General features: G+C 62.2%; 11 protein-coding genes. 8 read left to right on the forward strand and 3 right to left on the reverse strand.

The window, feature by feature from the left end:
* The first annotated feature begins 252 nt into the window (after positions 1-252).
* Complete coding sequence (locus MUN79_RS23390; RefSeq protein ID WP_244674934.1) at positions 253-2,097, forward strand: endo-1,4-beta-xylanase; 1,845 nt, start codon at positions 253-255, stop codon at positions 2,095-2,097.
* A gap of 145 nt (positions 2,098-2,242) precedes the next feature.
* Here MUN79_RS23390 and asnA read toward each other — a convergent pair whose 3' ends face one another.
* Positions 2,243-3,280, reverse strand: coding sequence for an aspartate--ammonia ligase (asnA, locus tag MUN79_RS23395; protein WP_244674935.1), 1,038 nt, complete (start codon positions 3,278-3,280; stop codon positions 2,243-2,245).
* A 394-nt stretch (positions 3,281-3,674) separates the two neighbouring features.
* Positions 3,675-4,385 carry a PD-(D/E)XK nuclease-like domain-containing protein gene (locus MUN79_RS23400; protein ID WP_244674936.1) on the reverse strand — a complete coding sequence of 237 codons (711 nt, stop codon included), beginning with the start codon at positions 4,383-4,385 and terminating at the stop codon, positions 3,675-3,677.
* 306 nt (positions 4,386-4,691) lie between these two features.
* Between MUN79_RS23400 and MUN79_RS23405 the strand changes: the two genes are divergently transcribed.
* Positions 4,692-6,422, forward strand: coding sequence for a glycoside hydrolase family 2 protein (locus MUN79_RS23405; protein ID WP_244674937.1), 1,731 nt, complete (start codon positions 4,692-4,694; stop codon positions 6,420-6,422).
* A gap of 1,453 nt (positions 6,423-7,875) precedes the next feature.
* On the opposite strand, the gene MUN79_RS23410 is transcribed toward MUN79_RS23405, so the two are convergent.
* Complete coding sequence (locus tag MUN79_RS23410) at positions 7,876-11,067, reverse strand: PAS domain S-box protein (protein ID WP_244674938.1); 3,192 nt, start codon at positions 11,065-11,067, stop codon at positions 7,876-7,878.
* A gap of 521 nt (positions 11,068-11,588) precedes the next feature.
* Here MUN79_RS23410 and MUN79_RS23415 point away from each other — a divergent pair.
* The 6 genes from MUN79_RS23415 (at position 11,589) to MUN79_RS23440 (ending at position 20,493) form a co-directional block, all read left to right on the forward strand.
* Positions 11,589-13,166 carry a flavin-containing monooxygenase gene (locus tag MUN79_RS23415; RefSeq protein WP_244674939.1) on the forward strand — a complete coding sequence of 526 codons (1,578 nt, stop codon included), beginning with the start codon at positions 11,589-11,591 and terminating at the stop codon, positions 13,164-13,166.
* Positions 13,167-13,634: 468 nt separating this feature from the next.
* Positions 13,635-14,429: a carboxypeptidase-like regulatory domain-containing protein gene (locus tag MUN79_RS23420; protein ID WP_244674940.1), complete on the forward strand. Its 795-nt coding sequence runs from the start codon at positions 13,635-13,637 to the stop codon at positions 14,427-14,429.
* The gene (locus tag MUN79_RS23425) at positions 14,318-16,177 is read left to right on the forward strand and encodes a DUF5686 family protein (protein ID WP_244674941.1); all 1,860 of its coding nucleotides are present in this window, start codon (positions 14,318-14,320) and stop codon (positions 16,175-16,177) included. The genes MUN79_RS23420 and MUN79_RS23425 overlap by 112 nt, the downstream gene beginning before the upstream one ends.
* 118 nt (positions 16,178-16,295) lie before the next feature.
* Entirely contained in the window at positions 16,296-17,717 is a 1,422-nt protein-coding gene (locus tag MUN79_RS23430; RefSeq protein WP_244674942.1) for a ligand-binding sensor domain-containing protein, read from the forward strand.
* A 202-nt stretch (positions 17,718-17,919) separates the two neighbouring features.
* Positions 17,920-19,851 carry a PKD domain-containing protein gene (locus MUN79_RS23435; RefSeq protein WP_244674943.1) on the forward strand — a complete coding sequence of 644 codons (1,932 nt, stop codon included), beginning with the start codon at positions 17,920-17,922 and terminating at the stop codon, positions 19,849-19,851.
* Between the two features lie 18 nt (positions 19,852-19,869).
* Positions 19,870-20,493 (forward strand): hypothetical protein, encoded by a 624-nt coding sequence (locus tag MUN79_RS23440; protein WP_244674944.1) that lies wholly within the window; start codon positions 19,870-19,872, stop codon positions 20,491-20,493.
* The last annotated feature ends 127 nt before the right edge of the window (positions 20,494-20,620 follow it).

A 20,620-nucleotide genomic window follows, 5' to 3' on the forward strand; every position in this document is an offset into this window, starting at 1 on the left:
GTATTCCGCCGCCCAATCCAGGTGAGTGGGTGCTTACTATCCACGTTAAGAAATTATTTTACCGGGCTCAACTATCACAACCGATACCGATTCACTATCACAAACGGTTGCATAGTTTTTCTGGTAATCAGGGGCTTTTCAGCTCATTGCTGAAGCTCTATCCTACTCTATTTTTAGCACCGCAGAGGGTTAAATAGCACTTTAGCGCCTCTCCTACTCCGTTCCTATCCCACCAATTTCATTCCCATTTTCATGAGTACACCCCGACCCTACCTACTCTCGGCCGCATTGTTCCTGGCGGGCCTAACCGGCGCTTCGGCCCAGAATGCGCCGGTGCCCCTGCAGGCCGAATCCGGCACACTTGGCGCTGACTGGACCTCGCCCACGGCGGCCGGCGTAACCTACGTGACGGTAGTACCCACGGCCACCATTGCCGCCCAGAACCCCGGCACGGCCGCCCGCGTGATTACCTACAGCGTCACTTTCCCCGGTCCCGGCACCTATGACCTCTACGCCCGGGTGCGGGTGGGAGCCGCTACCGCCAACGACGACAGCTTTTACTACGGCAACGGCTTTGGCACCAAGTCGCCCACCAACGACAACGACTGGATTACCATCAACCAGGTGGCTGGCGTGGGCTATACCACCGGCACCCAGGTCGTGGACGGGGCCGGCTCGGCCCAGAGCAACGTCTGGAAATGGGTAAACATGTCTAAGATTGGCGGCGCCGAAACCCCGATTTCCTTTACCGTAGCAGCCGGCAGCCTCACCCAGACGTTCCAGGTCGGGGCCCGGGAAGACGGCTTCGATATTGACAAAATCGTGTTTGGGCAAACGGGCCTGTATTTCACCGTCAACAACCTCGACAACGGGCAGCAGGGCTCGGTGAATCCGCCACCCCCGCCCTTCACGCCGGTTGGCCCGCCCATGGCCACGGGCAAGCCTAAGTTTCTGGGCGGCGTACACAGCGCCCCGCAGCTGGCCAACTTCTCGGCCTACTGGAATCAGGTGGTACCCGAAAACGCCGGCAAGTGGGGCAGCGTGGAAGCTACCCGGGACGTGATGAACTGGACCGAGCTGGACGCAGCCTACAAGCTGGCCAAGGACAACGGCTACCCCTTCCGCATGCACGTGCTGACCTGGGGCAGTCAGCAGCCCACCTGGATTGCCACGCTGCCCGCGGCCGAGCAGCTGGCCGAAATCAACCAGTGGTATGCCGCCGTGGCCCAGCGCTACCCCGCCATCGACTTTCTGGAAGTGGTGAATGAGCCCCTCCACCAACCCCCGGGACCCAACAGCGGCGGTGGCAACTACCTTGAAGCCCTGGGCGGCAGCGGCACCACCGGCTGGGACTGGGTGATTACCTCCTTCCAGCTGGCCCGGCAGTATTTCCCGACTACCAAGCTGATGCTCAACGACTACAGCGTCGAAAACACGGCTACCAGCGCCCAGCGCTACCTGGGCATCGTGAACCTGCTCAAGGCCCGCAACCTGATTGATGCCGTGGGCATTCAGGGGCACGCCTTCTCGACCCGCGGCCTGCCTGCCGCCGACCTGAACACCAACCTGAACACTCTGGCTTCGGCCGGCCTGCCACTCTACATCACCGAGCTCGATATCGACGGCGTGAATGCCCAGAACCAGCTGGATGATGCCGTGCAGCTGGCCGAATACCAGCGCGTATTTCCCGTATTCTGGCTGCACCCGGCCGTGAAGGGCGTAACCATGTGGGGTTACCGCCCCGGCCACTGGCGCACAGCCCAGGGCGCCTTCCTGGTGAATGATGACAATTCGGAACGCTCGGCCATGGTGTGGCTCAAGAATTACGTGAAGTCCACCGTGCTGGGGGTATCAAAAGCCGACGACGCGACGGTGAGCCTCTCGCCTAACCCAGCTGTAAACGGGCAGTTCACGCTGCGGAGCACCGAAACCCTGAGCGCCGTGCGCGTGCTCGACGTGCGCGGGCAGCTGGTGCAGGAAGTCGCTCTGCGCAATCAGTCGTTTGTGAACATGCAGCTAAATGTGCGCCCTGGCCTCTACGTGGTGCAGCTAATTAATGGGCAGACGGTATCCTCGAAAAAGCTGCTCGTACAATAAGCATTGGACCGTTACCTAAATTATCGGTGAGCAATTCATTAATTAATTCAAACCTGATTAATTAAATTCAACGATACTTATTCCGCAACAGGAATAGCCGTGTAAGTTAATTACACGGCTATTATTTTTTATTTAAGCAGACAAATTACAGCAGCTCAATTCCGTTGGCAGCCAACTCCCGGCGCACGGGTTCGGGCCATATGCTCACTTGTACTTCGCCGATGTGGGCTTTGCGCAGCATAAACATGCACACCCGCGACTGACCGATGCCCCCGCCGATGCTCTGGGGCAGCGCGCCCTGGAGCAGCAGGCTGTGGAAGTGCAGGTCCTTGCGCTCGGGGCAGCCGCGCAGCTCCAACTGCCGCGTAAGAGCCGCCTTGTCGACCCGAATACCCATTGACGACACTTCGAAAGCCGTTTCCAAGACCGGGTGCCAGAGTACGATGTCGCCGTTGAGGCCGTAGTGACCGGCTTCGTTCGGGGTGCTCCAGTCGTCGTAGTCGGGGGCGCGGCCGTCGTGGATTTCGCCGTGGCTCAGTTCCCCACCGATGCCCATCAGGAAGATGGCGCCGTACTCCTTGGCGGCTTCGTGCTCGCGCTGCTTGGGCGTCAGGTCGGGGTAGCGCTGCAGCAGCTCCTCGGCGTAGAGGAAGGTAATGGCTTCGGGCAGCACGGGCTCAATTTCGGGGTACTGCTCACTCACTTGCTGCTCCACGGCTTTCAGGGCCGCATAGATCTTCTCAACCGTGGCTTTGAGGTAGGAAATCGTGCGCTGCTCGGCTGTAATGTGCTTTTCCCAGTCCCATTGGTCCACATAAATTGAGTGAATGGGCGAGTAGTCCTCGTCGGGGCGCAGGGCGCGCATGTCCGTCAGCAGGCCCTTACCGGCCTCGATGCCCAGCTCCTGCAGGCGCAGGCGTTTCCACTTGGCCAGGGAGTGCACCACCACGGCGCGTCGCTCATCCAGGGCCCTGATGGGAAAGTGGACGGGCCGCTCAATGCCGTTCAGATCGTCGTTGATGCCGGTGCCATCGAGCACGGCAATGGGCGAGGATACTTTCACCAAGTGCAGCTGCCGGCTCAGCTCCCGGGAAAAGGAGTCTTTGACGAAGCTGATGGCCTCTTCGGTTTTGAGCAGCTCGGCGGGCGCCAGGGTGAGGGAAGTGGTCAGAACGGTTTCCATAGGGGTAGAAGGGTTATGAAGTGAAGGTTTTGCGGGGTAAGCCGGGACGGGAAAGGCAATAAGAAGCCGTCCGCCCCGAAGGCAGTTTTTTAAATCCGAGAAATTCCCTGACGGGTGGTGAAGGCAAAAAAAAAGCCTTCCGTTATTCGGAAGGCTTACTTACTGAGTTGTTCTTTTTCCTTTATATGAACAACGGCCTTCCAGTCTCAAACAAATTATTGTTCGAGTTATTATTAGAAAGCACGTTATTGAAAAGTTGCATGGCTTGCGCTATTGTCTTTGCATTGCTAAGTAAGAAATAAAATTTTAGACTTCCAACTACTTGCTAAAAAATAAGCACAATATTTTTCCAGCACTTAATTACGTACAAACGTGTGTTAGCCGATTAAAACATCTATTCAGCATCGTTGGTCAGACCGTCGCGCACGTCGCGCACGGCCGCGCTGAGGTAGCTGGGAACCTCGGCTCCGGGCTGTAGCAGCTGCAGCAGGCGCAGGTATTTGGCCCGCCCCTCTTCCAGCATATAGGTTGGCACTTCCACTGTGAAGAGGCTAAACGGCTCGACCTTTTGCACCCCAACCAGCAAAAACTGGTCGGCCTGCAGGGCATCGAGGTAAAAGGCTGCCTGCCGGTCGTAGTCGTAGCCGCTGCACTGGGCCAGAAAGTGGTTGTAGTCGCGGGCCATGGTCGTCTTGAAGTCGATGATGGTGTAGCCCCGGTCGGTTTCGGGCGCTACCAGATCGGCGCGCAGCTTGCAGACGGTGTCGGTGGTGGGCTCGGTAAAGATGCAGCTGGGCTCGGGCGTGCCGCGCAGCAGTAAATCATTCAGGTAGGGGTCCAGCTTCACGCCTTCTACCATCCACCAGATCAGCGAATCGTTGATGCCGGGCTGGCCCGCCTCGTAGAGCTCCGGTTCCAGCAGCGCCGTATGAAACGCCGTGCCCAGGCCCAGCGCCCCGTTCATGGCCGAGGGCTTCTGGTAACGCCCATTCAGCGCATCACGCAGACGCGAGAGGTCGGAGTTGGCAATGGCGGGCAGGGCTCGGTAATCGTCGTAGGGCAGGCGCAGCAGATCGGGGCGGCGGAAGGAGTCGGTTGTTGGCATAGAGAACTGATAACAGCGAGAAGCCGGACAATGTCCCGGCATTTCTACGATATTTTAGACAAAGCAGTGCTTACTCCGCCCCGCAGGCTTCTATATACAGCTTCGGCAACTCTGCAGCGCCAAGGACTACACAACCTATAAGCCACGCGCTTAGCCAGCCCTAATCAACACTAGCCCTGTGTCCGGCTAAAGCAGCACTGCCGCCGCAGTAATTGCCCTTACTTTGGCAGTCACGGTGCGTCGGCAAGCTCAGCACGGCGTCCTTTGACTTCGACTTTCCTTTCCGGTTAAGTATTCCTTTGCTCTATGACCATTCCCGCCTTCTTTCGCCAGTTGCTGCTTGCCATTCTGTGCAGCCTGGGCTTACCCACTCAGGCCCAGCCGGATAAAGGCCGCTTCGTGCGGGATTTATCCGGCCAGGACTGGCGGCTGTGGCTGGACCCGGCCGCGCCCTGGGTGCAAGACCGGCTGTATGCCCCGCCCGTGGAGGTGGCAACGCTGCCGGTGCACCTGCCGACCGGCGGCTGGGCCGCGCTGACCAAGGCGGAGGGCAAAACCGTGCATTTGCCCGCAACCGTGGAACAGTACCACTGGGGGCAAAATGGTAACCTGTTTGGACTGAGCGGCAATTACCTGGGCGTGTCCTGGTTTACGACCAAGCTGGCGGTGCCGGCCGCCCTGCAGGGGCAGCGGGTGGTGCTGCGCTTCGAGAGCGTGCGGTTCCGGGCCGAGGTGTTTGTGAACCAGCAGCTGGCCGGCTACGACTTGGTCAGCGGTACGCCCTTCGAAGTTGACGTGACCAAGCTGGTGCGCTACGGGCAGGACAACGAGCTGGCCGTGCGCATCACCGACCCCAACGGCAATTTCGACTGGCGCGACTCCCAGAACTTTATGTGGGGCAGCTACCGCACCCAGCCCACCCACGGCTTCGGCGGCATCACGGGCAAGGTGGAGCTGGTGGCCACGCCGCCGGTATTTGTGCAGGACGTGTTCGTGCAAAACAAGCCCAGCCTGCGCGAGGTAGATGTGCAGGTAACTACCGCCAACTACGCTGGCCAGCCCAGCAGTGGCACGCTCCGGCTGGAAGTGAAAGAGCACGGTGGCACGCAGAAAACGGTGTTCAGCCAGAACGTGGCCCTGGCCCAAATACCGGCCGGCCTGAGTACCAAAACGGTGACAGTAAAGGTGCCCGAGGCCAAGCTTTGGAGCATGGAAAGCCCGAATCTGTATGAGGTAACGGCCACCTGGACCGGTGCTGACCGCAAGACCGACACTTACCGGCAGCGCTTCGGGTTTCGCTGGTTTGAGGCCCGGGACGTAGCCGGCGGCGACCAGCAGTTTTTCCTCAACGGCAAGCGCATTGTGCTGCGCACCGCCATTTCCTGGGGCTTCTGGCCAGTGAACGGCATTGCGCCTAGCGACGCGCTAGCCCGCAAGCAGGTGGAAACCGCCAAGGCCCTGGGTCTGAACATGCTCAACTTCCACCGCACCATCGGCCAGACCAACGTGCTCGACTATGCCGACGAGCTGGGGCTGCTCTACTTCGAGGAGCCCGGCGGCAACCAGTACCCGGCCAACCTGATGAACGCCACCGATTCGCTGGGCAAAAAGCAGGCGGACTTCTACCTGGCGGCCCGCACCGAGAAAGTGCTGCGCATGGTGCGCCGCGACCGAAACCATCCCTCGCTTATCATCTACAACTTCCACAACGAGCGGGGTGCCCCGCCCGAGCCCCAGGACCGCACCGAGATGAGCGCCGCCCACCAGCTCGACCCCACGCGCCTGCTCACCTACAACTCCTCCAACGGCGACCCGACGCTCAAGCCCAACCCCGCTTCAAGCTCCACCTGCGGCCCTACGACCAGCAGTTTTACGACTACGGCTGGTTTGACCAGCACCACGCCGGTGGCCCTGGGGTGTACAACAACGCCTTGTACTCGGGGCCCAACAAGTACCTGCGCTACACCGACCACAAGGACGAAATCATTTACTGGGGCGAGGATGGGGCCATTGGCACGCCGCCCCGCCTGCAGCTGATCCGGGACGAAATTCTGAAAACCGGCAAGGATATCGGCTGGGAAAGCGCCAGCTACCTGCAGTGGTACGATGCCTATGACCAGTTTCTGACCAACACGCCCGGCTTCCGCCAGGCCTTCCCCACCGTGGATGCCCTAACCACGGCCATGGGCAACACGGCCTACTATTACCAGGGCCGCACCATTGAGAATATCCGCCTTAACAACATCACCGACGGCTACGCCGTGAACGGCTGGGAAAGCATGATGCTGGAAAACCACTCCGGCATCGTCGACAACTACCGCAACCCCAAGGGCGACGTGCAGCTCATTGCCCGCTACAACCGCCCCGTGTACGTGGCCGTGAAGCTGCCCCGCAAAGTGCTGGGCGTGGGCGACACCTGCCGGGCCGACTTCCACCTCATCAATGAAGTTGACCTGAAAGGCAAGTACCAGCTGCGCGTGCAGGCCACCGACGAGCAGGGCCGGGTGGTCTACGCTAAAACTGTAGCGGTGAAGGTCAGCGGCGGCACCCGCTACGGGGAGCTTCTCACGGCCGGGCTGCCCATCGTGCCCATCAGCAGTGGCTATACCACCGTGCGGGCCGAGTTGCTGCGCGGCAGCACGGTCGTTGCCTCGGGCGACGACCAGCTCTACGCTGTGCGCCTGAACACGGCCGGCATTCCTGCTACTGGCATGGTGGCCGATACCAGCGGGGTGCTCAGCGGCTACCTCAAGTCCGTCGGCGTCAATTCCTTTAAGGAATTCAAGTCGGGGCGGCCGGTGGGCGACTATTTGCTGGTTGGGGCCTTCAATCCGCAGCAAACCGGCAACCCGCTGGTCACCGACATTCTGGAGTGGGTGAACGAGGGCCACACGCTGATTGTGGTGGGCAACATCGACAAGTGGACCACGCATCTGGGCCGTAAGGAAGTGGTGGATTACCGCGGCTTCAAGGAGCTGGGCACCAGCTGGTACGGCGGTAATTACTTCGTCAAAAGCCACCCGCTGTTTGCGGGCCTGCCCCAGAGCTGCGTGTTTAACTGGGAATATCAGTGCTTTGCCACCTACGACCGGACCCGCCTGGGCCTGCGTCTGTTCAACGGCGAAACCATCGTAGGCTGCGTTTCCGACCACAAGAAAGAAGTATACTCGGCCCTGAGCGTGGTGCCCCACGGCCGGGGCCGCATCATCCTCTGCGCCCTGGATATGTTCTCAACTCTGCGCGGGGTGAAAGCCGGCAAAAAAGCCGAGGGCGACGGGGAAAACGCCGCCCTGACCTCCCTGGACACTTCGCGCGGCAACCGGGCCAACTTGGTCGGCCAACAGCTGCTGCTGAACATGCTGCGCTGGTCGGCAACGCAACCTTAACCGGCAGAGAGGCTGGGTGGCGGGCGCGGCCACGTCCCATGCGGGCCACAGTTACAAGCTTAACGCAATCAAGAAATGGATTTCAGCGGCTTGCTGGCCGTTCGTTATGCGCTACCAAACCGGATGCGGAACGTAGCGCCTTCGCCCGGCTGGCTGTCTACCTCGATGGAGCCGCCGTTGGCTTCCACAATACGGTTGACCAGGTAAAGGCCCACACCGGTTCCGGCCGTGTGCGTGTGCAGCCGACGGAACAAGCGAAACAGTTCGGCCCCGTGTTTGGTGGCATCGAAGCCCAGGCCGTTATCTTCCACCACCAGCACGGGCTGCCCGTGCTCCACCCACACCGACACGTGGATGCGGGCCGGCCGCTCGGGGTCGGCGTACTTGAGCGAGTTGCCCAGCAGGTTGAGCAGAATCGTGCGCAGGTTGGCCCGGGCAAAAGACAGGGCCGGGCGGGCAGCAAAGTCGGTGGTGATGCGGGCCCGGGCCGCGCGTACCTGCGGCTCCAGGGTGTTGACGACCTCCTCCGTCAGCTCGGCCAGGGAAATCAGTTCGGCCGGCGCCTCGCTCAGCTGCTGAGCCTGGCCCAGGGCTGCCAAATCGTCGATGGTGATGCTGAGCTGCAACAGGGCATCTTGGATCATAGGCACAAGGACCTGCTCCTCAGCCGGGTCGGTAAACGTGACGCTGCGGCGGACCTCCTCAAAGAGGCCCGCCAGGTTGTTGACCGGCTGCTTCAGGTCGTGGGAAGCGGCGTAGACGAAGTTGTCGAGGTCCACGTTCATGCGCTGCAGCTGGGCATTGAAGGCTTGGAGCTGCTGCTGGGACTCGCGCAAGGCGGCTTCGGCCTGTTTGGCTTCGGTGATGTCGAGCACAAACTTAACGCACTCGGTTTCGCTCAGGCGCTTGCCAGCCGACAGTCCCCACCAGCTGGAGCCATCCGGGCGCAGGTACTGCTTTTCCAAGGGCGTGCTTTCCCCCACGGTGCGCAGCTCCTGCAGGGCCCGGTGCGTGGCCGGCAGAAACGCGGGGGCGGTTATCGTGTCCAAGTCTACTCCGCCGCGGGCCAGCTCGGCGCGGCTGTAGCCACTCATGCGCTGAAAAGCGGAGTTGGCGTCGTGAATGCCGCCTTCCAAGTCAAAGAACAACACGCCTACCGTGTCGATGGACAAGGCCTGCTGGAGCCGCTCTTCGCTTTGCCGCATGGCTTGCTCCGCCTGCTTGCGGTCGTGAATGTCGACGGATGAGCCGAACCAACGGGTAATCTGGCCGCTGAGCGGGTCGTGGTAGGGCTCGGCGCGCACCAGAAACCAGCGGTAACTGCCGTCGGCGGCCTGAATGCGGTGCTCAACCTGAAATACGCTTTCGGTTTGCCGCGCCTGCTCAAACGCCTCCATCGTGCGGGCTCCATCCTCCGGGTGCACAAAGGAGCCCGCCACCGCGGCGGCTGTGCCCGTTTTATACGGCACGCCAGTATAGCGGCTCCACTGCCGGTTGAAGAACTCCGTATTGCCTTCCGCGTCCGTAATCCAGACAATTTGCGGCACGGAATCGGCCATCACCCGAAACCGCTCCTCCGATTCGCGCAGGGCAGCTTCGGTGCGGGCACGCACCACGGCGGCCCAGGTACGCTCGGCTGTTTCTTCCAGCAGCGTCAGCTCGTCGGTAGTCCAGGCGTGGGCCTGCGGGTAATGCATAAAGAGCACGGCAACCAGCTGCCCGTCTTTGAGCAGGGGCACGTTGACGGTAGCGCCGAGCTGCAAGGTGGCGTGGGCAGCTTTTTCCTCAGCCGTCAGCCACGGGTCGTTGGCAATATCGGGGCGCACTACGGTACGTCCCTCTCGAAAGGCGCGCAACAGCTCGGGGCCGTAATCGTCGTAGTGGTAGCGTCCCTCGAGGCCAGGCACACCGGGCTGGGTGTAGTTGCGCGTGACGACGATGTGCTGGTTGTCGCCCTGGTCTTCGGCGTAGCCCACGCGGCTGGCGCCCAGGTACTGGCCCAGGGCGCAGGCCGCGTGGTACTGAATATCGGCCGGATCGGCTAAGGGACGCAGCTGGTCGCTGAGCTCCAGCAGAAACGCCTGCTGGGCCTGGGTTTTGCGCAACGCCTCGTCAAACTGCTTGCGGGCGGTGGTATCGGTGAAGAGCACGGCAACCTGCCGCAGCTCGGGCTCCCCGAGGCGAAAGGCATACACGTCGTACCAGCGGTGCAGCTGCTCGGCCCGCTGCTCGAAGCGCACCGGCTCCCCGGTCAGCGCCACGCGCCCATAGATGTCAAACCAGTGCTGCTCGAAGCCAGGGGCCAACTCTAGTATGGTGTGCCCTATGGCATCGGCCAGGCCCGTCTGCTGCTCAAATGCCTGATTGATTTGCAGAAAGCGGTAATCGTAAGGCTGCCCATCCGGAGCAAACAGCACCTCAATCACGCAGAAGCCTTGGTCGATGGACTCGAAGAGCGTGCGGTACCGGGCCTCACTATTGCGGAGGGCGGCCTCGGCTTCCCGCCGCTCGGTCACGGCCAGGGTGCGGCCCCCGACGGCTTCTACCACGCCCTCGGCGTTCAGCAGGGGCGCAAAAGAGTACTCGTAGTAGCCGAGCTGGCCGGCCGGGCTGGTGTAAGGCGTCTCGTCGGCTATTGCCTGCCGGGTATCAATAACCCGCTGGATTTGGGCCTGCAGGCGGCCGGCCAGCTCGGCGGGATATTGCAGGTCGAAAAAGGTCTTGCCCACGACCTGCTCCAGGGTGAGTCCCCATAAGTCCAGCAAAGGCTTGTTGACGTAGCGGAAGCGGCCCTGCAGGTCGAACAGGTACACAAATTCCTGCAGCCCTTCGAGCACCGTATCGAAGCGCTCGAGCTGCCGGCTGCGCTTTTCCAGGCGCACGCTCTCGGCCGACCGCGGCAGCGGAACGGCCGCCTCGGTGAGACTGATCAGCAGGCCGCCGCCCACGCGCCGGCCCGACAGGTGGAAGCGCTGCGTGGGCCCGCCACCCAAAGAGGCCAAGGGGAAATGGCCCGGCTCACCGGACACAAACGAATCGGCGAGGGCGGCCCAGCTGCCATCGGTGCGGCTATTGGGGAACTGCTGCAAGTAAGTAGCCGGGGGCTGGGCCGGCAACCCGAGCAGGCGCTGGGCGGCCGGATTGAGGTAGGCAAACGCTAAATCGGCCAGGGCTCCGGCCTCATCCAGCACCGGCGTGCAGAGCAGTATACCGTTCGGCGAAGTGTCGAGCAGCGCTGGTAGCAATGATTCGGCGGGGAACAGGTCGAAGTCCTCAAACAAGGAAGCAGGAAGCATAGCAGCGCAGTGTGGGCAGTGAAGGTACGCGTGCCCCAGGAAAAAGCTGCGCCCACTTTGGATAAGTGCGGCTCGGCGGTACCCGGTTGCTCCCAGTCAGCCCGAAACAGGAGGTCCGCGGGCCGCGGCGACGGGCAAAGAAAATCCGGGATAGAAAAGCGAGAATCCGTCAGGCAAAGGCAGTTAGGCTTACCCCGCAGCTACTTTTGTCGCACTGGTTTTAGGGCGCCGTCGGGCCGCGTCGGGTGTAGTTCAGCCCGTCCCGACGGGCTGCATGACCGCCAGAAATACCGGGGCCGGGGTTTGGGAGCTCGACGGATAGACGGCACCCTGCCGGGCTTGGGCAGCTTCTCCAGCGGGCTTTTTTACTGGCTATCTGGCTACTGTCGGGGGCACTGCGAAGACCAGCCCCACGGCCACTTAGGTCTTGTTTGCCAAGGGCTATAGGCTCTTTCAACTACCCTCTATTCTTCGCCAGCCGCTTTTTCGCACAAATCTATCTTACCATACTTTTTAACGCAATGCACACATCTTCTAGCTTTTCGCCCCGTCAAGTTGCCATTATTGGTGGCGGTCCGGGTGGTATTACGGCAGCCAAATCCCTGCTCGAAGTGGGGCTGACCCCAGTGCTGTTTGAGCAAAGCAGCGCTCTGGGCGGGCAGTGGAACCAGGGCGCGGCCCACAGCGGACAGTGGCCGGGCATGCCCGCCAATTCCTGCCACATCAAGATGTCGTTTTCGGATTATGATTATCCCAGCGGCACGCCCATGTTTCCGCCCACGGAGCAAGTGCTGGCTTATTTGCGCGGCTACGCCGAGCAGTTTGGCGTTATGGCGCACGTGCGGTTCAATACCCGGGTGGAGCAGCTTAGCCGGAGCCCCGAGGGACACTACGTGCTGCGGAGCGTCAGTTCATCGGGTGAGCAGCAGACGGAGCTGTTTTCGCACGTCATCGTTGCCTCGGGCCGCTACAACAAGCCCGCCTACCCCACTACCCCGGGCCTCGACCAGTTCGGGGGCCGGGTGCTGCACTCGTTCGACTACCGGGGCCGGGAAGAATTTCGGGGGCAGCGGGTGCTGGTCGTCGGCAACAGCATCAGCGGGTTGGAAATTGCCAGCGACGTGGCCCGCAACGAGGATACGACTGTTATTTCCTCAAGCCGCAAACCCCGCTATATTGCCCGCAAAATCATGCACGGCGTGCCGACCGACCAGCTGGCCTTCAGCCGCTTTGCCGGCTACGCCAACCAGGCCCTGCCCCCGGCCGAAGCCGCCGAGGGGCTGAAGCAGATTATCCTCGGCGCCGTGGGCAACCCGGCCGACTACGGCGGCCTGCGGCCGGCCGACAGTCTGCTGGAAGCCGGCGTCTCGCAGTGCCACGACTACCTCGACTTCGTCGCGGCAGGCCGTATTCAGGCCGTGCCCGGGGTGCGGGCCTACACCCCGGGCACCGTGGTACTCACCGACGGCCGGGAGCTGCCGGTAGATGCCATTATCCTGGCCACGGGCTACGACCTGCACCTGCCTTTCCTGGCTGAAGACCTGCGCCGGGCCGTCAACCTTGACCAGAAGTTTCTGGACCTGCACGACTTCACGTTTCACCCGGCCCTGCCCAACGTTGCCTTCATGGGCATGTTTGAGCAGATCGGCTCCTACTTTGTGTCGGCCGAGCTGCAGGCCCGCTGGATTGCCGGCTGCTGGAGCGGAACCTGCGCCTCGCCCACGGCTTCCGAAATGGCGGCCGGACTGGCCTCGTTTCAGCAGTTCCGGCAGTTCCGCCGCATTACCACCTGCCAGGAAGTGGCCGAGCTGCTGGCCACCAACCTGGGCGTGGCCCCTTCCCTGCCGCGCTATCCGGAGCTGGCCCAGGAGCTGTTTTTCGGCTTGCTGGCCCCGGCTCAGTTCCGCATGGAAGGCCCCGGCAGCCAGCCCGACGCCCGCACCCGCTTCGAGCGGAATGTGCGCTACTTCACCAACGGCATGCCCATGCCGCTCACCCAGCAGCACCTGACGGAGCTGCAGCGGCTGGCGGCCCTTCTGCCCCAGCACCAGGGCCTGCAACAACTCATGCAACAGCTAGTGGCAGAGCCGGTAGCCTAGCACTGGCTTTGCATATGTACGGCCGGAGCACTCAGTGGGCCATTGAAGGCCGGTGCTGACAACTACCAATGCCGGACCGCCCCGCTAAGCGCCAAAATTAGCGGGGTGGGCCGGCATTGGTTTACACTGTACCATCTGGTGCTGGCTGTATTCTTGCCGTTGGCTGCAGGGGAGAAATAGCGGCAGGAAATAGCCACTGGGTCAGGCTAGCGGGGTGCCACTGAACAAAATCCGCGACAGAAAGGTGGGAATCCGGCTGGCCAAAGCCGGGCCCGGCCGCCCACTCTACTTTTGAGGCATCTGATAAAACCCGATACGCAGGGCGGCTTTAAGCACTACTGTCGTGGCTACGGCTCAGCTAGTGGGCCTGGTAAGCACTTACCAGCTAATCAACAGCAGGAGCCCAGTGGGGCCCGCGGCGCCCAGCCTTGCGTCGGGCTTTTCGGGCTCGCATAATCAATTATTCTAATGGCATTTTTAACGAGACTAGTAGTCCCACTGCTTTTCCTGGTTTTTTGCGCCCGGCCCGCGGCGGCTCAGCACCGCGTAGTCAGCGGGCAGGTAGTAGAAGCCGCGACGGGGGAACCCGTGCCGTTTGCGTCGGTCTTTATCCCCAAAACCAGCACGGGCACCACCGCCGACCTGGAGGGACGCTTCAAGCTGGCCTTATCCGGTGCCGCCGACTCTATTGCGGCGTCGGCCCTGGGGTTTGTCGCGCTGCGGCAGCCGTTGAGTGCGGCAAGTGAGCAAAGCGTGCTGTTTCGGCTCAAGCCCGACCGCCACGTGCTGGCCGAGGTAATGGTGTACTCCCGCCAGCCCGAGAATCCGGCGTTCCGCATCCTGCGCGAAGTACAAAAGCACAAGCCCCGCAACGCCCGCCACGCCTTGCAGGCTGCCGAGTATGATTCCTATAACCGCATTGAAACCAGCCTGCTGCACGTACCCCAGGGCCTGGCCCGGCGCAAAGTCGTCCGGGACATCCGGGCGCTGGCCCAGCGCCAGGGCGCGGCCGCCGCAGCCGATCCGGACGCTCCGCTGCCCCTTTTCGCGTCTGAGGTAAGCTCGCGGGTGTACCAGACGTATGCCCCGCTGCGCCGGCGCGAAGACCTGCTACACCGGCAGATGCGGGGGCCGGCCCCCGGGAAGGCTCGGTGGCTGCCGAGCTGCTGGGCTCCAACTTTCAGAACTTCGACTTCTATGCCAACTGGCTCAATATTCTGGGTAAGGATTTCGCCTCGCCCCTGGCCGAAGGCAGCCGGCTAACCTACGATTACGAGCTTCAGGACTCGGTTTTCCTGGGGCCGGACTGGTGCTACCAGCTCGCCGTTTCTCCCAAACGCGCCCATGATCTGGCCTTCCAGGGCACCATCTGGATTACGGCCCAGAACTACGCGCTGCGCCGGGCCGACCTGGTGGCCAGTCCCAAGGCCAACCTCAACTTCGTCAGCGACCTGCGCCTGTTTCAGGACATGACTTCGCCGGCCGACGGCCCCGGGCTGCCGGTCCGCACCCGGCTAGTGGTGAGCGTGCAGCCTTACCGGCAGCAGGCCGCCACGCAAGTACGATTCACGACGGTCAACAGCCATTTTGTGCGCAACCGGCTGCATTCCGAGCCCGGGTTTTATGACCAGCCCATCGTTTCGGCGCTACCGGAATCAGCGGAGCGGGAAGCCGGGCAGGCGCAGGCCAGCGGCTTGCCGCCGGGTTCTTCCGGCTACTTCGACGCGCACCGGCCCGATACGCTCAGCCTTTCGGAGCGGCAAACCTTTGCCGTGCTGGACTCGGCCCGGCAGCTGCCTTCGGTGCGCAACCTGCTCGACTGGGTGGAGCTGCTGGTAAACGGCTACAAGCGCGTGGGCCGCTGGGACCTGGGCCCGATTCTTACCTCTTACGCCCACAACGACTACGAAGGCAGCCGCCTGCGCGTGGGCTTCCGCACCACTTCCGACCTCAGCCGCAACTGGCTTACGCAGGGCTACGTGGCCTACGGCAGCCGGGACGCCCGCCTGAAGTACGGCCTGAAAACGGCACTAATTGCCGAGCGCCGGCACTGGACGGTCCTCAGCCTCGAATACCGGCACGACCTGGAGCAGGTGGCCTTGCTCGACAACGACTTTCTGCCCGACAACAACCTGTTTCTGGCCGCCTCCCGCTGGGGCCGGGTGCAGCAGGGCCGCCCCATTCTGCGCGACCTGTACGCGGCCAGCCTGCAGCGGGACCTGCTCCGGGGCTTTACCCAGACGCTGACCCTGCGCCACCAGGACATTACTCCCCTGCACGACTTTGCCTACTACGCCACGGAAGACCACGGCCCCACGGCTCTGCTGGGCCGCCACCTCACGTTGTCGGAGCTGGTGCTGGAGGCGCGCTACGCCCGGGATGAAAACCTGGTGCAAAGCGACAATCGCCGCCGCTCCGTGGGCCTGAAGCGCTGGCCGGTGGCTACGCTGCGCTATACGCTGGGCTGGCGCAATGCCTTCACCAAGAACCCCTCCCCTGCTTACCAGAAGCTGAATCTGCTGCTAACGCACAGCGTATCGGTGGGCCAGCTGGGGCGCCTGGGCTACCGCCTGGAGGGCAGCTACATTCCGTCGGCGGTGCCTTATTTGGTGCTCAAAACCCCACTCGGCAACCAAACACCCTTCTACAACGCCAACGCCTTCAACCTGATGAACTACTTCGAGTTTGTCACCGACCGCAGCGTGTCGTTGCGGCTGGACCAGCACTTCGAGGGCCTGGTGTTGAACAGTATTCCCGGAATCCGGGCCTTAAACTGGCGGCTGGTGGGCACGGCCAATGTACTATACGGGGGCTTTCGGCGGCCAACCGGGCCCAGCCCCACCACGACGAGCAGGGCCACGAGCTGCCCCGCATTCCCACCCTCGACCGGCAGCCTTACGTGGAGGTCGGCTACGGTCTGGAGAACATCGGCAAGCTTATCCGGGTGGATTTTATTCACCGGCTTACTTACCGCAACAGTGCCAATGCCAACAACTTCGGAGTCAAAGTAGGTGCCCAGTTTCGGCTGTAACCAGGCTTTCTGCACGGCAGGCTTCTGCTGGCACACCCGTCATTTTTCACCAGGCGCGGCCAGGTTTCTCCGGCGGCCTACCCAACCAACTTCCAGCTATGAAAACCCATTTTATCCTGCTTGTGGGGCTGCTCACGGGCACGGCCGCTACCGCCCAGTGGCAAATTCTGAACGTGAACAACTCGCCTTTGCACAGCAACGTGGTGCGCGAGGTGGCCTTTGATTCCGACGGCAGCCAGTGGATAGCCACCCAGCACGCCGTGCAACACCGGCGCGGCTCTACCTGGACCACCTTCACGGCTGCCAACGGCCTGCCTTCCAGCAACGTGGTGTGCCTGGCTGCGCGCAACGGCATCGTGTGGGTGGGCACCGACAAGGGCCTGAGCCGCTTCGACGGCACTACCTGGACCCACTTCAGTGACCCGACCAAGCTGCCCGTGGGTCTGTTTGGCCCCAACGACCTGACTATTACGGAGCTGGTAGTCAGCCAGACGGGCACGGTGTGGCTGGCCGGCAGCCGGGGCCTGGCCCGCTTCGACGGCACCTCCTGGACCAAGTTCAACAGTAGCAACTCCGGCCTGAAAGAAGATGCCGTAACCTCCCTGGCCCTGGACGAAACCGCCAACATGCTCTGGATTGGCACCAACTGCAACAGCACCAATAGCGGGGTATACGGGCTGCACACGCTGAATTTTTCCTTTCGCTATAACAACCTGGCCGGCTACAACTGCGTGCACGGCGTAGCCGTCAACGACCTGGGCGCCGTGGTGGTGGGCACCTGCAACACCAGTACCCTGCTGACGCTGGATAATGGCTGGGTAAGCCCGCCTACGCCCAGCAGTTGCGTGGCCCTGGGCGGCCTGGCTCCCGACCCCGGCAACCCGGCCCGGGTGTGGGTGGCTACCGAAAGCTTTGGCACGGCGGGCACGGCTCCCAAAGGCCTGCTGGTGTACGACACCAACCGCCACGCCGTGGTGCAGCAGTTTAATACGACTAACTCGGCTTTGCCCAGCAGCCTGCTTTCCTCGGTGGCTTTGCAGCAAACCAACGGTCGGCTCCAGGTCTGGGTGGGCACGGCCGACCAAGGCCTGGCCGTGTACGAAACCGTCGTGACGGCGCAACGCGTGCCGAAGAGCGAACTGGCCCTGGCCCTGGTGCCCAATCCGGCCTCGGCCACCGTGGAAATCCGCTCCGACCTTTCGGCCTATGCCCTGGCCGTGTACGACTCGGCCGGCCGCCTGCTGCACCAGCAAACGGCCCCCAGCAGCGGGCCCGTGCAGCTACTGGTGCAGGCCTGGCCCCGGGGCTGTACCACGTGCGCCTCACTTCTGGGCAGGAAGTGCGCACTGCCCAGTTCAGCAAGGAATAAGCACCACCCGGCTACCCGCGCCTACCACTCATACGACTGTCCTGTTTCCGGCCCAGTAAGCTACCGGGCCGGCTACGGCACTCCTGTGGCTATGTCTGGCCTCGGGCCAGACACTTTCCAGGCTGGCGCGGCGGACAAAATCCGCTTTTGAAAATCACTTATCCGTTTGGCAAAAGCCCGCTGGACAGGCACCCGGTAGTTTTGCCTAACGATTTATGAACGCCTGTCAGCCTGCCACTCGCCTGCTGCCCCAAGAGAAAGAGCGGGCGGCAAACGCAGCTACAATGCGCCCCTGCGGGCCTAGCACGCCCCCTCCTTTCCTCCGATTTTTCTCACTTCATTTTCCTGTTGTTATGCATTTTACTGTTTCCCGACTGCCCCTGCTGGCAGCCGTAGCTACCCTTGGCCTTAGCTCCTGCAAAAAGGACGATACCGAAACCGTGGCGCCCAAGCCCAAAGCAGCCTTTGCCTACACGGCCAGTACCTGTCAGGGTAATTGCCCGGTCACCTTCCAGAACTCGTCGCAAAACGCGTCGTCCTACGCCTGGGACTTCGGCGACAACACCACCGGCACCCAGACCGAGGCCAGCTTTGGCCATGCCTATGCCCAGGCCGGCGTGTACCGCGTGAAGCTGCGAGCAACCGGGGCCGGGGGCGTCGACACCACCAGCCAGCGCATCACGGTGGGCGTTGCTTCGGGCTGCACCCGCCAGGTTATTCCGGTTACCAGCGCCATCGGGGCCGCTACCACCTGGGAGTCGTGCAATGTGTACGTGGTAGATGGCGACATCAGCGTAAACAATGTGCTGACCCTGCAACCCGGCACGGTAGTCAAGTTTAAGCCCGGCAGCAAGCTGACGCTCAACGGCTCGGGCCGGGTGGAAGCGGTAGGTACAGCGGCGGCGCCTATCTTCTTTACCTCTGTCAAGGACGATGCCCACGGCGGCGACACCAACGCCGATGCCGGTGCCACAGCACCTGCCCGCAAGGACTGGGACCATGTCAACCTGAACGGTAAAAGCGGCTCCCGCCTGGAATACTGCCAGTTTTTGTACGCCGGCGGCGGTGGGACCAACAGCTACTCCCTGGGGTTGAACGGGGCCGATGCCAGCATCCGCAACTCTACTTTTGCCCACAGCGGCGGCGGGGGAGCTAGCATGCGCGGCGCCCTGAGTGCGGGCGAGGCCACGGCCAATGTGGTTATTACCAGCAACGTCTTCTTCGACAACGAGATGCCCCTGCGCGTGAACACCCTGTTCAGCCTCGACAACTCCAACTCTTTCCAGAACCCGCAGAATGCCAGTCAGAAAAACGACTACAACGGTATCTGGGTAACCGACCCCTCGGCCCGGTCGCAGCAGCTGAGCTGGGGCGAAACTGAAGTACCTTTTGTGCTGGACGACACCAACTGGGAGTCCCACCTGACTCTGGATGCCGGCGTAACGCTCAAGCTGCTGCCCAACGCCCTGATGCAGTTTAATGCTGGGGGCTACCTCACGGTCCAGGGTACGGCCGCGCAGCCCGTGATTTTCACTTCCTACAAGGACGATGCCCACGGCGGCGACACCAACCACGACGGCAACGCCTCGGCTCCGGCCAAAAAAGACTGGCGCAACATTCTGGCCGGCAGCAGCGCCGAGTCGGAGCTTAGCTATTGCCAGCTGCTCTACGGCGGCAGCGGGGGCAGCACCATCAGCCTGTTCGGCGCTGCGGCGAGCATCACCCACTGCACCTTTGCCCACAATGGGCAGGATGATGGCCTGACGGAAGCCACGCTCGACGCCTCCCGTGCCAAAGCCGGTACCGTTATTCAGGACAACGTGTTTTTCGACAACGTTCGGCCGTTGTCCATTGCCTCCAGCCTGGATCTGGATAATTCCAACAGCTTCCATAACCCGCTCAACACCGCCGAGAAGAATCAGTACCAGGGCATTGTAACCTACTGGGATATCAACGCCACCAAGGCCAGCCTGAGCTGGGAGGAAACGGAAGTGGCCTTCGTCAACCTGCAGAACCTTGACTTGGTAGCGGGCAAAACCCTGCGCCTGGGCAACAACGTGACGCTCAAGTTCCTGCCCGGCACCGAAGTCTTTCTGCGGGGCGCGGCCGAGCAGCTGCAGAATGCCGCCGGTACGGGCGTAACCTTTACTTCCTACAAAGACGACTCGCGCGGCGGCGACTCCAACGGCAACGGCGCGGCCAACTCCCCCGCCGCCGGCGACTGGAAGGGCGTGTATGCCGGCGCCTGGAAGTCGTGGTCGAATATCTACTTCGCCAGCAACTAGGCCAATACTACCTGTGTCATGCCTGCATCCCCTGCCCTGTCCCGGCCTACCATGTACCTCCGAAGCCTGCTTGTAATCCTGCTGGGCGCTGCTCTGGTCCTGTGCGGGGCCTGCCGCAAAACTGAGCCCGCACCGGCGCCCCACTTTGAGCATGCGTACTCCTTCCGCACGATATTGGGCGTCGAGCCGGCACAGGCTGCCCAGCTTGTTCGTCCCGCCGCCGAGCTGCAGGGCACAGCCCAACAAACTGGCACTACTCTGGCCCTGACAATCAAAGCCGGGGAGTCGGAAGAGCTGGTGCTGAGCATCCCCCGCGAACAGCTCGCCGCCGGCCTTTCCGGTACCTATGCCCTGCGTGACCCGGCTTACGGGGCCAACGGCCCGGTTACGGTACACTACACGTATGTGGCCTCGGCGGGCGGAAACCGGCAACCCCACACGTACACAAACGGGCTAAGCGCTGCCAACCCCAGTAGCGGCTCGGTCGTCATCACCCAGTACGACGCCCGGCACGGGCTGCTCAGCGGGACCTACCACGTAGACTTTGCCTTTGTGCCTAGTCCGCTCAGCCTTACTCCTACTGCCGCCACCACCTGGCAGCTTGCGTTGGATGGGCGCTTTGAAAACGTGAAGCTGCTGTAAAGCGCCGGGGCTTTTACCTACTTATTCTACGCTGAAAACCCGCGGGGCCCGGCTAGAATGTGTCCCGGTCTTCTACTGGCTTAGCCTTACTGCTGCCCGCTCTGAATGGACTGGAGAAGCCCCAAAC

Source organism: Hymenobacter cellulosilyticus, from assembly GCF_022919215.1.
GTDB lineage: Bacteria > Bacteroidota > Bacteroidia > Cytophagales > Hymenobacteraceae > Hymenobacter > Hymenobacter cellulosilyticus.

Bases quoted from the DNA above. Each gene is read 5' to 3' on its own strand.
- MUN79_RS23415 (WP_244674939.1), top strand. From the start codon at position 11,589: ATGCACACATCTTCTAGCTTTTCGCCCCGTCAAGTTGCCATTATTGGT.
- MUN79_RS23410 (WP_244674938.1), bottom strand. From the start codon at position 11,067: ATGCTTCCTGCTTCCTTGTTTGAGGACTTCGACCTGTTCCCCGCCGAA.
- MUN79_RS23405 (WP_244674937.1), top strand. From the start codon at position 4,692: ATGACCATTCCCGCCTTCTTTCGCCAGTTGCTGCTTGCCATTCTGTGC.
- asnA (WP_244674935.1), bottom strand. From the start codon at position 3,280: ATGGAAACCGTTCTGACCACTTCCCTCACCCTGGCGCCCGCCGAGCTG.
- MUN79_RS23420 (WP_244674940.1), top strand. From the start codon at position 13,635: ATGGCATTTTTAACGAGACTAGTAGTCCCACTGCTTTTCCTGGTTTTT.
- MUN79_RS23435 (WP_244674943.1), top strand. From the start codon at position 17,920: ATGCATTTTACTGTTTCCCGACTGCCCCTGCTGGCAGCCGTAGCTACC.
- MUN79_RS23400 (WP_244674936.1), bottom strand. From the start codon at position 4,385: ATGCCAACAACCGACTCCTTCCGCCGCCCCGATCTGCTGCGCCTGCCC.
- MUN79_RS23440 (WP_244674944.1), top strand. From the start codon at position 19,870: ATGCCTGCATCCCCTGCCCTGTCCCGGCCTACCATGTACCTCCGAAGC.
- MUN79_RS23390 (WP_244674934.1), top strand. From the start codon at position 253: ATGAGTACACCCCGACCCTACCTACTCTCGGCCGCATTGTTCCTGGCG.
- MUN79_RS23430 (WP_244674942.1), top strand. From the start codon at position 16,296: ATGAAAACCCATTTTATCCTGCTTGTGGGGCTGCTCACGGGCACGGCC.